Genomic DNA, 15,374 nt, shown 5'->3' on the forward strand with positions numbered 1-15,374 from the left:
ATGACGTGGGAATTTTCTCCATCTTCAAGGGAAAAAATAACAAGCCGGACGGTGTCGTGACACCGTCCGAGTCGCGCCTGCGCGGCGAACCGTCACGCCTGATTCTCGACGGCGACGCCGAACGCGCGCGCCAGCGCGAAATCGCGCGCGCCACTGCAGCCAAGATCGACGCCATTGAATCGGCCATGGCCGACGACATTTTCAACACCCCCGAGCCGGCCTGGGGCAGCGGCCCGCGCCGCGCGCGCGGCGCCAAGAACCAGGAAGACGACGGCGACACGCTGCCGATGCTGGAACTGGCCACCACGGAACTACTGTCCGACAACAGCCTGCTCGACACCCCGGTCTTCGCCCAGACCGCGCCCGTCATCGAAGAAATTGCCATCATGTTCGCCAATGACCAGATGGTCGTGGCCGAACAAATGCTGCAGGAAAGCCTGCGCGATGTGGGCCGTACCGACCGCACCGTGTGGTGGATGCTGTTCGACCTGTACCAGGTCATGGGCCGCCAGGACGATTTCGACAACGTTGCCATCGACTACGCGAGCCAGTTTGAAACATCGCCCCCCACCTGGGCGCCGCCGACCCCGATCGGGGTCGAGGAAAGCAGTTTTGCCGGCGTGACCCCGACCGAAGTGTTTGCCGGCGTGCTCGACGGGCAAGTGGCGCCGCGCCTCGCGCGCCTGCTGACTCTGTCCGACGAGAACCATGTGCTGCGCCTCGAATTTGGCCGCATCACCGACGTCACCCCCGAAGGCTGCCAGCTGATGCTCGACGCCCTCACCACGCTGCGCAAGCGCGAGCGCGAGCTGATCGTGGCCGGCGCCACCGAACTGTCGGACCTGGTGCGCTCGACCATCACCATTGGCCAGCGCAACGCCAGCGAAGCGCCATGGCTGTTGCTGCTGGCGCTGCTGCAACTGTTGAACCGCGAAAAAGATTTCGAAGAAATGGCGATGGATTACTGCGTCACCTTTGAAGTGTCGCCGCCCTCGTTTGAAACGCCGCAGAACGTGGCCACCACCAGCACCATCACGGCGCCGACCCGCACCGAATGCTTCATGTTGCCCAACGTGATCAACAGCGGCGCCAATGCGCTGTTCGACGCCATCGACGCCTATGCCGAGCAGGCGCCCACGCTGCTGATCGATTGCTCGCGCCTGGCGCGGGTCGACTATGGCGCCGCCAGCGCCATGCTCAACCGCCTGCGCCCGATCGCAGCCGAGAAAAAAATCGAGTTTCGCGACATGAACCATCTGGTCGCCGCACTGTTCAAACTCTTGAGCTACGCTGAAGTCGCCCGGATGTTCCCGCACAAATATTAAAGTCTTAGTTTCCACCCCGCGGCGCTCACCGCCGTTCACCGCTATCTTGCAATTTGCGTTACAGCCCCCAACCTTTGGGGGAGATAACTACGAGGCAGATATGGAACAATTTCACGGCACCACCATCCTTTGCGTACGGCGCGGCGCCCAAGTTGCGCTCGGCGGCGACGGTCAAGTCACGCTGGGCAACATCGTCATGAAGGGCACCGCGCGCAAAGTGCGCAAACTGTACCAGGGCAAGGTCCTGTGCGGTTTCGCGGGCGGCACCGCCGATGCCTTTACGCTGCTCGACCGCTTCGAAGGCAAGCTTGAAAAACACCAGGGCAACCTGCTGCGCGCCTCGGTCGAACTGGCCAAAGATTGGCGCACCGACCGCGTGCTGCGCCGCCTCGAGGCCATGCTGCTCGTGGCCGACCATGAATCGACGCTGGTGATCACCGGCAACGGCGACGTGCTCGAGCCCGAAGACGGCATCGGCGCCATCGGCTCGGGCGGCATCTACGCCCAGTCGGCCGCCAAGGCACTGCACGAAAATACCGAACTGTCGCCCTTCGATATCGTCAAAAAATCACTGACCATCGCCGGCCAGCTGTGCATCTATACCAATCTGTCCCACATTATTGAAACGCTGGACGACGCCAAATGACCACCAATACCAACATGAGCATGACGCCCCTTGAAATCGTCGCTGAACTGGACAAGCACGTGGTCGGCCAGGGCAAGGCCAAGCGCGCCGTCGCCATTGCGCTGCGCAACCGCTGGCGCCGCCAGCAAGTGGCAGAACCGTTGCGCCACGAGATCACGCCCAAGAACATCCTGATGATCGGCCCCACGGGCGTGGGCAAGACCGAGATCGCGCGCCGCCTGGCGCGTCTGGCGGACGCGCCTTTCATCAAGATCGAGGCGACCAAGTTCACCGAGGTCGGTTACGTCGGGCGCGACGTCGACACCATCATCCGCGACCTGATCGACATCGGCGTCAAGCAGACGCGCGCGAGCGAAATGAAAAAAGTGCGCCAGCGGGCCGAAGACGCGGCCGAAGAGCGCGTGATCGACATCCTGGTGCCGCCGGCGCGCGACTTTGGCTTTTCCACGCCGGCCCCCACCGCAGACGCCAAGGAAGGCAAGGAAGGCGACTCCACTCGCCAGACCTTCCGCAAGCGCCTGCGCGAAGGCGCGCTGGACGAGCGCGAGATCGAGCTCGACATCGCCGAGACGGGCCCGCAGATGGAAATCATGGCCCCGCCGGGCATGGAAGAAATGACCGAGCAGATCAAGTCCATGTTTTCGGGCATGGGCGGGGCGCGCAAAAAACCGCGCAAGATCAAGATCAAGGACGCGATGAAGTTCCTGGTCGACGAAGAAGCGGCCAAGCTGATCAATGAAGATGAGATGAAGCAAAAGGCGATCGCCAATGTCGAGCAAAACGGCATCGTGTTCCTCGACGAAATCGACAAGATCGCTTCGCGCTCGGAAGTTGGCGGCGCCGACGTCTCACGCGCCGGCGTGCAGCGCGATTTGCTGCCGCTGGTGGAAGGCACCACCGTCAACACCAAGTACGGCATGATTCGCACCGACCATATTTTGTTCATCGCGTCGGGCGCGTTTCACCTGGCCAAGCCGAGCGACCTGATCCCCGAATTGCAGGGGCGCTTTCCGATCCGGGTCGAGCTCGAATCGTTGTCGATTGCCGACTTCGAGCGCATCCTGACCAGTACCGACGCCTGCCTGACGACCCAGTACGAGGCGCTGCTGGCGACCGAGAACGTGAAGGTCGACTTCGTCCCGGGCGGCATCACGCGGCTGGCCGAAATTGCATTTTCGGTCAACGAGCGCACCGAAAACATCGGCGCGCGGCGCCTGTACACGGTGATGGAAAAGCTGCTCGAGGAAGTGTCGTTTACGGCCAGCGAGAGCAGCGGCCAGGTCGTCACGATCGACGCCGCCTACGTCAACGAGCGGCTCGACAAGCTGGCCGTGGACGAAGACCTGTCGCGCTACGTGCTGTAAGGGCAAGCCGATGGCGAACAAGGCGCTGGCAACGCGCCAGAAGATGCGGCTGACGGCGCCGGTATCGAAGCCGCGCAATCCGGTGGCGGTGGCGGCCAAGCTGCGCGCCGCGGGGCCGCACGCCAAGGGCCCCGGGCCGGAACGCGCCGCAGCCAAGCGCGCACTCAAGAAGGCCAAGCTGGAGCCGGAAGAGTAAGCAGCGCATCGCTAAACGTCTTACTCGCGCACGCGGCTGTAGCAGAATGGGTCGCAGCGCAGCAGAGTTACATCGTCCTCGCGCACGCGGGGACCCATAGAACAGTTGCTCAGTTGAACCGTTCCATGGGTCCCCGCGTGCGCGAGGACGATGTGGGTGTAGCCGTCATCATCGCAAAACTCGCGTTCGCGAGGACGCTGTGTTCGCGCTTGCTTGAATGTGTGGGAAGTTTGTTCAGTACTGAGCAGTTGCTGCTGCGGGGATGTCGCCTGGACGATCGGCGGGCCGCCAGCGGAAGCCCTGTCGGGCTCCCGCTTTCTGGCCATCAGTGCCTAGTCTCGCCGTTTCAGCCAAAATCGGCTACTACCTTGTGCCAAGCACCGATATTCGGTACATTCGGTACTGTCTCACGCTACATTCCACCAAAAAGGCTTCCATGAGCTCACCCGAGCAAGTATTAACCGTGCTGCGCGCCGAATTGCGCGCCGCGAGCATTACCTACAAGGCGCTGGCCGAACGCATCGGCATGAGCGAATCGAGCGTCAAGCGCATGTTCGGCCAAAAGGACATGGCCTTGTCGCGCCTGGCCCAGATCTGCAAGGCGGCCGGCATCCCGATGGAAGACATCCTGCGCCGCGCGGCCGACGCCAGGCCCCACGCCGACACCCTCACCGCGGCCCAGGAAAAGTCGCTGATGGCCAATCCGCGCCTGCTGCTGGTGGCCATCTGCTGCCTTGGCCACTGGACGCTGGACCAGATCATCGAAACCTACAGCATGAGCGAGCCGGAATGCATCGGCCTGATGGTGGAACTGGACCGGCTGGGCCTGATCGAACTCAAACCCGGCAACCGCTACAGCATGCGCGTGTCGAATGCGTTCCGCTGGATCGCCGACGGCCCGGTGCAGCAGTATGTGCGCGAACATGTGGTGGGCGACTATTTCGGCGGACGCTTCGACGGCGCCGGCGAAATGCTCATGTGCCTGCCGGCGCGGCTGTCGGCGTCCAGCGCGCAAGAGCTGATCCAGAAGATCCAGCAGCTGGCCGGCGAACTGGCCCGGCTGCACCAGAACGACCGGCGGCTCGACAGCACGGAACGCGAAGGCGTCACCTTGCTGCTGGGCTTCAGGTCATGGGAGTTTGGAGCTTTTACAGCACTGCGCAGGAAGTAGGCAGCCCGGAAAAAAGCGCATTGTTGATATGGCCAGTACCCCACGGCACAGTGCCGGCACGCACGCGGCTGCCGTAAAAGGGCCGGCGACCGCGTAGGTCGGAAAAGCGCAGCGCATTCCGACAGGCGCCACCGACAGAGGGGAATCGCGCGCAGCCACGCAATGCTCTGCAACACTTTCGCACGCCGGCACGAGGATGAGCGCGCAATGCAGCCGGCCTGTTTACCAGATCGGCCCCAGGAACAAATACGCCGTCTTGTTGCCATCCTTGGTCAAGCCCGCGCCCACATAGGCCGGCCCGAACCTGGTCTCGACCGACAGGAAAGCACTGACCGCCTGCTTGATCCCGCTGCCCTTGACGGCCGTTCCGGTGTCAAAGCCGCCGCCCGCCTCCAGCGAGAACCCGGCCCGCACCGTGCCGCCCAGCGTGACCGGCAAGGCCCCGACGCGGCGCGCCAGCACCATGCGGGCAAATGCGATGCTGCGTCCCTGGATCGAGTCCGGCACCGTACCCGACAAGCGCAAAAAGCCGCCCAGGCTGACGGGCGAAAAGCCATATTTTGCGTGCGCATACTCGCCATACACGTGTCCGGCCCAATTCTGCGTGCTGATCGCGCCCATTCCCACCAGCGAGGTGCGCGCCTGCGCGCCCAGATCGCTGCCGTCGCCGGAGACGCGCTCGACGCTCGCGTCGACCAGGTAGCCGCGGCTGGGAAAGCCGAGCGAGTCAAGCGTGTCCACCCGGTACTCCAGCGACTGGGTCAGCCCGGATGCGCGCAACTCCTGCGCAACTTCCAGCTCGGGAATGACGGCGCGCACGCTCTCGTTGCTGCGCCGCACACCCAGTTGCAAGTCGCCCCAGTTGCCCAGCTCGCGCCCCAAGATCATGGCCGCGGTGCGCCCGGAGTAGGCCACGCGCGCGCTGCGCCGACCCTCGGTGAAGTTATCGAACGAGGTGGAGCCGTAACCGATCGACGGCGCCGCGTACCACTGCGAGCCGGGACCGAGCGGCTGGTAAAACTGCATGCCGAAAGCGCGCTGGTCGCCCACCTGCATCACCGTGCGCAGCTCCGCGCCCCAGGCGTTGAGCGAGGTTTTGACATGCATGAACTTGAGCGCAAAACGGTTGGTGTCGTCAAAGTCGCTGGCCAGCTCCAGCCCCACCCGCAAGCGGCTGCTGGCCCATGCCGCCTCGGTCGCGCGCAGCGTCACCTGGCGCTTGCCGGCTTCGTCGTCGATCTGCACTTCAACCCGCTCCAGGTCGCCCCGGCCGTACAGCGCGTCGGCCGCGTCGCGCACCTGTTCGCGCGTGAGCTTCTGGCCGGCGGCAAGGCCGGACTGCACTTCCAGCACGCGCGGATTGATCTTGCCGCTGCTTTCAACCTTCACCCGCGCCAGCGCCACAGGCGTATCGGCCAGCGCCGGCGGCGCCAGGCGCGTGTTTTCGAACAGCGCGTACTCGGCTTCCGGCAGCGCCAGCGGCGCCAGGCGCGGCGCCATCGCGCGCGCGGCCAGTTCGCCCGCCTTGATGGCGCTGCCGACGCTGCGAAACTCCAGAAAGCCGATGCCCGCCAGCGGCGGCGCGATCAGCACGTCCTGCGCGCGCAGTTCGCGGATCGAGCGCTGCACGTTCTGCTCGGTGAGGATGTTGATCATCTGCTGCGCCACGCCAAAGGCGCTGCCCAGGTTTTTTTCGGGAGCCAGCGGCGTGCCCACGTTGACCGCAATGATGACGTCAGCCCCCATCCTGATGGCCAGGTCGACCGGCAGGTTGCGTACCAGGCCGCCATCGACGACCAGACGTCCATTCACGCGCACCGGCGCGAACACGCCGGGCACGGCGAGCGAGGCGCGCATCGTCAAAAACAGCGGCGTGTCGACCAGGTCGACCAGCGCGCCGGTCACCAGGTCCGACGCCACCGAGCGAAATGGCAGCGTCAACTGGCTCACCGGGCGGTCGCGCGTGCCGGCCGGCAGCAGGCGCGCGATGGTGCGCTCAAGCGCGGCGTTGCCGGCCGCCGACGGCGGCAGCGAGAGGCCCTCGCCGTTCAGGCCGAATTCGATGCGTGAAGGCAGCAGCACATCTTCTTCGCGGCGCCGAAATTCAAGGTCCTCGCGCGACGGGCGGTCGGCCACGACGCGGTCCCAGTCGGTCTGGCGCGCCATCTTTTCAAGGTCGGCGATCGAGGCGCCGGCCGCGTAGGCGCCGCCCACCACGCTGCCCATGCTGGTGCCGACCACCATGTCGACCGGAATGCGCTGCTCCCGCAGCGCGCGCAGCACGCCGATATGGGCAAAGCCGCGCGCGCCCCCGCCCGAAAGCACCAGCGCCACGCGCGGACGCACCGGCGCCGCCACAACGACGACGCCTTTGTCTTGGGTGGCGATCGGGGCTTGGGCCAGCGCCGCGTGCGCGTGCAGCAGCAGCGCCAGCACGGCGGCCAATGCCGGCAGGTAGGCAGGCGTCTTCAAGGCTTACTGCGTCTGCGGCTGGCCGCCCGCATTCGGATTGCTGTAGTTGCGCGTCGGCACCGGCATCTGCACGGGCGCCGGCGGTGGCGGAACCCCGGCCGGCATCTGGCCCGGCAGGTTGGTCGGCACTTCCATCGGCTGGTTACTGTTCTGCACTTCGGGCTGCGGCATTGGTTGCGGCTGCTGCTGCTGCTGTTGCTGCTGCTGTTGCTGCTGCTGTTGTTGCTGCTGGCTCGGGTCGCCCCCCGGCATGCCCATGCTGGCGGCGGCCTTGTCGTCGGTGGCCAGGTCGATCCGCTTCATGACGCCGCCCTCGGCCAGCATCACGTAGCGCGCATGCACTTCGCGCACGGTGACGCCGGGAGCAACTTCGCTGCCTACCTTGAGCGCCTTGGGCGGCTGGCCGTCGGCCACCAGGATGGCGGCGCTGTCGCGCCCGGCCGCCACCACGCCCGTCAAGCGGTAGTTGCTGACCGTGGCCACCACGGCCTGGCCGCCGAACAGCGTGGCGGCGGCGTCGGGCGCCGGGTCGGGCAGGCTCGCTTCCACCAGCGCGGCCAGCGGGCGCTGCTTGGGTTTGTACAGTTCCATGACCCAGTAGGCAATCGACGCGGACAGCGCGATTACGGCAAGCAGGCTGAAAATGAGGGGCATACGCTTCATTAAAATTCCTTGTTCTTCTTGTCCGGCAAGCCGCTAGCGCACCAGCTGATTGATTTCGATAATTGGCATAAGCACGGCGAGCACGATCAGCAGCACCACCACGCCCATGGCCAGGATCAGCACCGGTTCGAGCAGGCCGGCAATGGTCAGCGTGCGCCGTTCCAGGTCTTGCTGCTGCGAATTGGCAGCCCGTTCCAGCATCGCCGGCAGTTCGCCGGTGATTTCGCCGGCGCGGATCATGTGGATCAGCATGGGCGGAAAATGCTTTTGCGCCGACAGCGCGCGCGCCAGGCTCACGCCCTCGCGCACGCTGGCGCTGGCCTGCTCGACCAGTTCGCGCATGGCGACGTTCGAAAGCGTGTCGCGGCTGGTGTCGAGCGCGCGCAAGATCGGCACGCCAGAACCGGTGGTAATGGCCAGCGTGCTGGCAAAGCGCGCCGTGTTCAGGCTGCGCTCGAACTTGCCGTAGATGGGCGCCGTCAACAGCCAGGTATGGTAGCGGCGCTTCAAGGCCGGGTTGCGCAGTGCGCGCCGCCAGGCGACAAAGGCGCCCACGATAGCAATGCCCATCACGATGCCGTAGGCGCGTACGAAGTTCGACACGCCCAGCATGATCATGGTGAGCAGCGGCAGTTTTTGCTTGGTGTTGGTGAACACCGAGACGATCTGCGGCACCACGTAGGTGAGCAGGAAAATCACGATCGCAAACGCCACCACCGTCACGATGGCCGGATAGGTGAACGCCAGCTTGACCTTTTGCACCAGCGCGTTGCGCCGCTCGATATAGTCGGCCAGGCGCGTGAGTACGCGCGCCAGGTGGCCGATCTGCTCGCCGGACGCGACCAGCGCGCGGAAGATCTCGGCAAAGTCGCGCGGGTAGCGCGACAAGGCGTCCGAGAAACTCGCGCCGCCGATCACTTCGGCCCGGATCGAGGCGATCAGGTCGCGCACATACGGGCGCTCGGCCTGTTCCAGCAATGCCGTAAAAGCTTGTTCGAGCGGCAGGCCGGCTTCGAGCAGGCTGGCCAGCTGGCGCGTAAACAGCGCCAGCTCGTTTTGCGAGAGGCGCTCGCCAAAGCCGCGCCGCTTGGCCACGCCCTTCTCGTCAACCTGGGCGGCGATGGCTTCCACCGCCAGCGGCGTGAGGCCTTGCACGCGCAGGTCGGCGCGCGCGGCCCGGGCGCTGTCGGAATTGACCACCCCCTTGTGGGTGGCGCCGGCGTTGTCGACGGCTTCGTAGCGAAATGCTGGCATCGGTGTCGGCCTAGTCCTTGGTCACGCGCAGCACTTCGGCCTGCGTGGTGGTGCCGTCGCGCAGATAGCGTTCGCCGTCCTCGCGCATGGTTTTCATGCCCACCCGTTGCGCCGCGTGGCGGATGTCCGCTTCGGAAGCGCGGTTGTGGATCTGGGCGCGGATCTCATCGGTGGTCTCGAGCAGCTCGTACACCCCCACCCGCCCCTGGTAGCCGGTAAAGCCGCACTTGTCGCAGCCCACCGCATTCCAGACGTGGCCGTCGTTGGTCTTGCAATGCACGCACAGCTTACGCACCAGGCGCTGGGCCATCACGCCGAGCAGCGAGGACGAGAGCAGGAACGGTTCGATGCCCATGTCGAGCAAGCGGGTGACGGCGGCGGCGGCGTCGTTGGTGTGTAAGGTAGCGAGCACCAGGTGGCCGGTGAGCGACGCCTGGACCGCGATCTGCGCCGTTTCCAGGTCGCGGATCTCGCCGATCATGATCACGTCCGGGTCCTGGCGCAAAATGGCGCGCAGGGCCTTGGCAAAGCTCATGTCGATGCGGGCGTTGACCTGGGTCTGGCCCACGCCGATCAAGTCATACTCGATCGGGTCTTCGACCGTCAGGATGTTCGTGGTCGAGGCATTCAGGCGCGAGAGCGCCGCATACAGGGTGGTGGTCTTGCCCGAGCCGGTCGGGCCGGTGACCAGCACGATGCCGTGCGGCTGCTTGATCAGCGTGTCGAACTGCGGCAGCAAGTCCGGACTCATGCCCAGGTGCGACAGGTCCAGGCGCCCGGCTTCCTTGTCGAGCAGACGCAATACGGCGCGCTCGCCATGCCCTGTGGGCAGGGTCGAGACGCGCACGTCCACGCCCTTGCCGCCCACGCGCAAGGTGATGCGCCCGTCCTGCGGCAAGCGTTTTTCGGCAATGTCGAGCTGCGCCATGATCTTGATGCGCGAGATCAGGGAAGCGTGGATGGCTTTGCGCGGGCGCACCACGTCGCGCAGCGAACCGTCGATCCGGAAGCGCACCACGGAAGTCTGCTCGAACGGCTCGATGTGAATGTCGGAGGCGCCTTCGCGCAGCGCCTGCGTGAGCAGCGCGTTGATCATCCGGATCACCGGCGCGTCGTCGGACGACTCGAGCAAGTCTTCAATCGCCGGCACGTCCTGCAGCAGCTTGGTGAGATCCAGGTCGGCGTCGAATTCGTCGGCCACCTGCGAGGCGTCGCCGCCGGCGCCGGCGTAGGCCGTGGCAATCGCCGCTTCCAGGTCGGCGCGCTCCATGGAGCGCAGCGCAATGCGCCCGAAACGGCGCGACACTTCCGCGATCGCCGCCGGCGCCGTGGCGCCCGAGACCCACACTTCAACGGTGTGTTCGGCCTCGTCGCTGGCGCGCGCCAGCACGCCGAAATCGCGCGCGAAAGCGTAAGGTAAAAGATTACTCATGATGCTAGCCTTACTTCTTGACTGCAGGGTCCGGGGTGACCGAGCGGTAAACGCCCGGCGGGAGCGTGGTGGTCGGCACGGTGGCTGTGGGCACGGCGCGGTAGACGCCCGGCGCAAGGGCACCCGCGGCCGGCGCCGGCACCACCGGCACCGCGGCGCCCGGACGCACAGCCGGGCGCACCGGTTTTGGCGGCACCGGCGCCATGGCTCCGCCCCGTGGCGGCTGGCCACCCACCAGCGGCGGCAGCACCGGCGTGCCGAAGTCCGGCATCACGATCGCATCCTGCGGCGCGGCACCCTTATGGCCGGTCGAACGCATGTACTCGTAGCGGTCGGTCGAAATGCTGTTGCTGTCTTCCTTGCTGCGCACGATCACCGGGCGCAGGAAGATCATCAGGTTGGTCTTTTTACGGGTCCGGTTGCGGTATTTGAACAGGTTGCCAAGGATCGGGATATCGCCCAGGCCACGCACTTTTTCTTCGCTGTCGCTGGTGTCGTCGCGAATCAGGCCGCCAATCACGATGATCTGGCCGTCGTCGGCGATTACGTTGTTTTCGATCACGCGGATATTCGTCGTCACGCCCGACGGCGAGGCGCGGGTGCTCTCGTCGACGTTCGAGGTCTCGTTGTAGATCGCCATCTTGATCGTGCCGCCTTCGGAAATCTGCGGACGCACCCTCAGCAACAGGCCGACGTCTTTGCGGTCGATGGTCTGGAACGGATTGGCGGTCTGGCCGCCCGAAGGCGTGGTGAACTGGCCGCTAATGATCGGCACGTTCTGGCCCACCTTGATGGTCGACAGTTCATTGTCGAGCGTGAGCATGTTGGGTGTCGACAGGATGTTGGCATTGCCGCCGGTTTCCAGCGCCGAGGCGACCGCGCCCAGGCCCAGCTCACCGTTGATCATCTTGAACAGGCCGATGGTCAGTCCGGCCGCAGGCGCCGGCGTGGCCGAACCGACCAGCGTCAGCAGGTTGCTGGTGCCGGCGCCGGCGAAGTTCTGCAGTGCGCCGACGCGGTACTTGCTGTTGCTGGTGCCCGACAGACCAGCCCACTGCACACCGAAGGCGGCCGCGTTGTCGGAATTGACTTCGACAATCAGCGACTCGATGTACACCTGCGCGCGGCGCACGTCGAGCATGTCGATCACGCCGCGCATGTTGCGGTAAATGGCGTCGGGCGCGGTGATGATCAAGGTATTGGTGGAGGCGTCGGCCTGGATCCAGCCGGCGCCGCCGCCGCCGCCGCCGCCCGTCTGCTGGCCGTTGCCCTGCTGGCTCATGGTCGATGGGCCAGGTCCCAGGTTGCCATTGTTGCCCTGTCCGCCTTGGGCGCCGCCGGTGGCCTGCACGCTGCCCCCGCTTGTGCCCTGCGGGGTTTGCGGCAACGCCGACGAGTCCGACGAGACCACCGCCCGCAGCGTGGCCGCCAGCTTGGTGGCGTCGGCGTTTTTCAGGTACACCACGTGCACGTTGCCCGCTTCCGAGGTCGGCTGGTCCAGCTTGGCGATCAGCGACTTGGCCAGGTTGGCGCGCGCGCGCGACGGGGCGCGCACCACCAGCGAATTGGTGCGCGGGTCGGCCACGACCGAAACGCGGCCGGAGTCGCCGCCCGGCGCCGGCTGCAGCAGTTTTTCAATCAGGGTGGCCATGTCGGACGCGATCCCGTAACGCACCGGCACGATGTCGACGTCGGCCGCGATCGGCGCGTCGAGCGCGGCGATGATCTTGGTCAGGCGACGCAAGTTGTCGGCATAGTCGGTGATCACCAGGCTGTTGTTGCCCGGGTTGGCCATGATCGAGTTGTTCGGCGAAATGAGGGGGCGCAGCACCGCCGTCAGGTTGGCCGCCGACTCGTAATTGAGGTGGTAGATCTGGGTGGCGACCTGGTCGCCGCGCGCCCCGCCCCCGCCAATGCCCACCTGGGTGGGCGAGGCTTGCAGCTTGGCTTCCGCTTCCGGCACCACCTTGGCATAGCCGTCGCCGGTGACCACCGCGTAGCCTTGCAGGCGCAGCGCGGAAGTGAGCAGATTGAAGGCTTGCGCCTTGCTGATCGACTTTTCCGACACCAGCGTCAAGGTACCCTTGACGCGCGGGTCGATGATGAAAGTCATGCCGGTGTAGTGGCCGACCGCCTTGATCACCGATTCGATGTCGGCGCCCACGAAGTTGAGCGCGGCCTGGTCTTCAGGGGCGGCCCAGACGGGGCTGGGGGCGCCGGCCACCGAGCAGCACAGCATGACGGCAAGAGCGGCACGGCGCAGCCGTGGGGAGTGGATTGTCATTGTAGTTGTCTTCATCATTTGAACTCTAACGCAGTAATTTTTTTGCCGCCCACCATTCGGCGCTGGCCCAGTAAATTCAGGAGATTGCCCAGCGTGTCTTCATATCCATCGGCTGCCTGCGCCTGTCCGGAAAAGCGAAAACGCCCCTGGTCGAGCGTTCCGGTTCCCGATAACAGCAGCGCACCGCGCACCGTTCTCAAACTTAACTGCGCCTGCTGCGCGCGCCAGTCCATGATCATTTCATAACTGCCCAGCGGCTTGATGGGCGCCATGCGCGAACCCATGTCTTCCAGCGACAGCAGCGTGCGGCCATTCACGGCCACGGTATTGGCCGCGCGCGCCAGCGCCAGCGTGCTCCACGAGAGCTTCATGCGCCCGCTCGGCGCCAGCGTGTTCATCGGCGAACCAAGGCCCACCAAGCGTTCGGCCGGCAGCAGCAGCGCGGCGGGACTGACTTGCCACTCCGACCAGCTGCCCGTCAGGTTGACCGCCTGCGACAGCGCTTCCGGATTGGCCAGCGTCATGTCGACCTGGCCGAGCAGCAGCATGGGCGAGAGCGTCCAGCTGAAACGCCCCGGCAGCAGCGGCGTGACAGCACCGTTGGCCCCGGCCGCGCCGCCCACGAAGGCCGAACCGCGCCACAGCGTACCTTGCGCGTCGCCCAGCGTCAAACGACCGCCGGTCTGGTCTTCGACGATGGTTCCCAGCCACGTGGCCGGCAAAAACACCAGCACCGTCAGCGCAACGGCAGCGGCAATCGCCAGCAACCATAGCACAGCGCGCTTCATCGGGACGCTTCACCGGTAATCTGGTGCAGCGTGACGGCGGCGTCGACCTGGCCGGCGGTGGCGCCGGCGCCGGCGCCGGCGGTCACGGCGATTTCCTGCACGTCGATCCGGTTTTCACGCCGCTGCGCGTCGATCCAGCTATACAAGCCTGCAAAGGCGACGCCGTTGAACTGGATCTTGGCAAATTCGCCGGACATCACCAGCGAGGTGGGCGCGAGCGAGCGCGCCGTCAGGCTGGCGGTGAGCGTTTCGCGCGTCATGGGCGTGACCTGCAGCACCGGCTGGCGCGCAAGCTCGCCCGCTTCGAGCGCCAGCGCCTGCATTTTGGATGCTTCCACGCGCATGGCCGGCAGTTGCGCATTGAGCCTGGCGCGCCCTTCGACCGGGGGCGCGATGAACAGCATGTAGACCAGCGCGCCTACGATGGTGGCGCCGCCGATGGTGAGATACTTGCGTTCCTGCTCGGTGCGCGCCAGCCAGTAGAGCGTGACCTGCTCGCAAAATTGCGCCATTGCGCTCACTGCGCTCATTTGCTTGCTCCTGCATTGCGAATTGTCCATACGCCGGCGACCGAGTCGTCCAGCGCCAGCTTGCGCGCGGCCAGCACCTGGCGCAGCGTCTGCGCGCTGGCCGGGTCCGCCGCGCCGGGTTTGACCTTGACCGTCAAGACGTGCTCGCGGTAAGCCATCGAGGCCAGTTCGGGGGGACGCGGCAAGTTGCGCGCCGCTTCGCCAAAGGCTGCCGCCAGCCACGTGAATTCGTCCGGCGTGACCTGGCCGGCAGCGGCCTTGGCGCGGGTGATATTCTGGCGCATCTGCGCTGCCGGGTCGCTGCTGATGACGGTCTCTTTCGGGAACGCGGCCTTGAAGGTCTGGGTCATGCCCAGCGTAATAGCCTGCGCTTCGCGCTTCAGGCGCATGTACTGCACGTTCAGGCCGATCAGGTTGACCACGACGGCAAGCAGCGCAATGCGCAACGGCCAGCGCCATTTCTTCCAGTCGCGCACCTGGGCGCCGGCCGCGCCCAGACCGGGCACCAGGTCCAAGTGGGTGCTTTTCGAGCCGGCGATCCAGTGCGCCCAGTGTTCGGCTTCGACGTGGATGCCGGGGCCCGCTTCGGCCACCAGCGCCTGGTATTCGCCCAGTTCTTCAGTTTCAACGTACAAATTGAGCGGCGAGTCGCCGGCCAGCGCGCGCGCCGTTTGCAGCGCCATGGCCGGCGTGCCCGCCACCGCCAAACCCAGGCCGGCGTACAGGCCATGGCGCAGCGTGATGCCGTTGGCGTCGATCGCGCCCGAGACGTTGCCGGGCGCGAGCGGCAGGCACAGTTGCGAGGGCAAGGCGGACACGCTGCGCGCGCCCATCGCCAGCAAGCCCTTGACGATCGCCTCGAGCCAGGCGCGCTGCGCCACGGCCACGGTGCGCATGCCGTCGTCCAGCTGGGCGGGAGCGGCCACCAGCACGCAGTCTTCCGGGTCGCCCAGCACCTGTTCTTCGACCAGATTGGGGAGCGCCGCCTTCAGGCGCGCCGCCGACAGCGGCGGCGTTTTGACGTGCAGCAGCGTGACGTCGGGCGCGGCCAGCAGCAGCACCACGCGGCGGCTGGCGGCGACCACGTCGCCCATGCTGCGCAGCGCGCCTGCGCCCTGCTGCATCACGGCGCCGCCGTCGGCCACCAGCGCAAAGCGCGCAAGTGCGCCTTCGCTGTCGGCGCGGGCGGGGAGGCGGATATATAAAGTAGTCAAACAGTCTCGCTTTCGTTCTTGGTTTTGCCGCTCTT

13 protein-coding genes are annotated in these 15,374 nt (G+C 65.9%); 5 read left to right on the top strand and 8 right to left on the bottom strand.

Annotation, left to right across the window (positions count from 1 at the left end; all coding sequences use genetic code 11):
* The first annotated feature begins 5 nt into the window (after positions 1-5).
* From ACP7BV_RS03865 to ACP7BV_RS03885, 5 genes are all read left to right on the top strand, one after another.
* A complete protein-coding gene (locus ACP7BV_RS03865) occupies positions 6-1,325 on the top strand; it encodes an STAS domain-containing protein (RefSeq protein ID WP_426101684.1) in 1,320 nt (439 codons plus the stop codon).
* Between the two features lie 100 nt (positions 1,326-1,425).
* The gene (hslV, locus tag ACP7BV_RS03870) at positions 1,426-1,971 is read left to right on the top strand and encodes an ATP-dependent protease subunit HslV (protein WP_426101686.1); all 546 of its coding nucleotides are present in this window, start codon (positions 1,426-1,428) and stop codon (positions 1,969-1,971) included.
* 14 nt (positions 1,972-1,985) lie between these two features.
* A complete protein-coding gene (hslU, locus tag ACP7BV_RS03875) occupies positions 1,986-3,335 on the top strand; it encodes an ATP-dependent protease ATPase subunit HslU (RefSeq protein WP_426101891.1) in 1,350 nt (449 codons plus the stop codon).
* Between the two features lie 10 nt (positions 3,336-3,345).
* Positions 3,346-3,531 carry a hypothetical protein gene (locus ACP7BV_RS03880; protein ID WP_426101687.1) on the top strand — a complete coding sequence of 62 codons (186 nt, stop codon included), beginning with the start codon at positions 3,346-3,348 and terminating at the stop codon, positions 3,529-3,531.
* A gap of 436 nt (positions 3,532-3,967) precedes the next feature.
* Complete coding sequence (locus tag ACP7BV_RS03885) at positions 3,968-4,702, top strand: helix-turn-helix domain-containing protein (RefSeq protein WP_426101689.1); 735 nt, start codon at positions 3,968-3,970, stop codon at positions 4,700-4,702.
* Positions 4,703-4,924: 222 nt separating this feature from the next.
* On the opposite strand, the gene ACP7BV_RS03890 is transcribed toward ACP7BV_RS03885, so the two are convergent.
* The 8 genes from ACP7BV_RS03890 to gspL are packed head-to-tail and all read right to left on the bottom strand — an operon-like array spanning position 4,925 to position 15,339.
* Positions 4,925-7,174: a patatin-like phospholipase family protein gene (locus ACP7BV_RS03890; protein ID WP_426101691.1), complete on the bottom strand. Its 2,250-nt coding sequence runs from the start codon at positions 7,172-7,174 to the stop codon at positions 4,925-4,927.
* A gap of 3 nt (positions 7,175-7,177) precedes the next feature.
* Positions 7,178-7,837, bottom strand: a complete 660-nt coding sequence (locus ACP7BV_RS03895) for a type II secretion system protein N (protein WP_426101693.1) — start codon at positions 7,835-7,837, stop codon at positions 7,178-7,180.
* Between the two features lie 33 nt (positions 7,838-7,870).
* Positions 7,871-9,091 carry a type II secretion system inner membrane protein GspF gene (gene gspF / locus ACP7BV_RS03900; protein WP_426101695.1) on the bottom strand — a complete coding sequence of 407 codons (1,221 nt, stop codon included), beginning with the start codon at positions 9,089-9,091 and terminating at the stop codon, positions 7,871-7,873.
* Positions 9,092-9,101: 10 nt separating this feature from the next.
* The gene (gene gspE / locus ACP7BV_RS03905) at positions 9,102-10,523 is read right to left on the bottom strand and encodes a type II secretion system ATPase GspE (protein ID WP_426101697.1); all 1,422 of its coding nucleotides are present in this window, start codon (positions 10,521-10,523) and stop codon (positions 9,102-9,104) included.
* 10 nt (positions 10,524-10,533) lie between these two features.
* Positions 10,534-12,807: a type II secretion system secretin GspD gene (gspD, locus tag ACP7BV_RS03910; protein ID WP_426101699.1), complete on the bottom strand. Its 2,274-nt coding sequence runs from the start codon at positions 12,805-12,807 to the stop codon at positions 10,534-10,536.
* Between the two features lie 14 nt (positions 12,808-12,821).
* Positions 12,822-13,595: a type II secretion system protein N gene (gene gspN, locus ACP7BV_RS03915; RefSeq protein ID WP_426101701.1), complete on the bottom strand. Its 774-nt coding sequence runs from the start codon at positions 13,593-13,595 to the stop codon at positions 12,822-12,824.
* Positions 13,592-14,125: a type II secretion system protein GspM gene (gene gspM, locus ACP7BV_RS03920; RefSeq protein ID WP_426101703.1), complete on the bottom strand. Its 534-nt coding sequence runs from the start codon at positions 14,123-14,125 to the stop codon at positions 13,592-13,594. Before gspM ends, gspN begins: the two co-directional genes overlap by 4 nt.
* Positions 14,122-15,339 (bottom strand): type II secretion system protein GspL, encoded by a 1,218-nt coding sequence (gene gspL, locus ACP7BV_RS03925; RefSeq protein WP_426101705.1) that lies wholly within the window; start codon positions 15,337-15,339, stop codon positions 14,122-14,124. Before gspL ends, gspM begins: the two co-directional genes overlap by 4 nt.
* Between the last annotated feature and the right edge of the window lie 35 nt (positions 15,340-15,374).

The organism is Massilia sp. TSP1-1-2 (genome assembly GCF_049896185.1).
Taxonomy (GTDB): Bacteria; Pseudomonadota; Gammaproteobacteria; order Burkholderiales; family Burkholderiaceae_D; genus Telluria_A.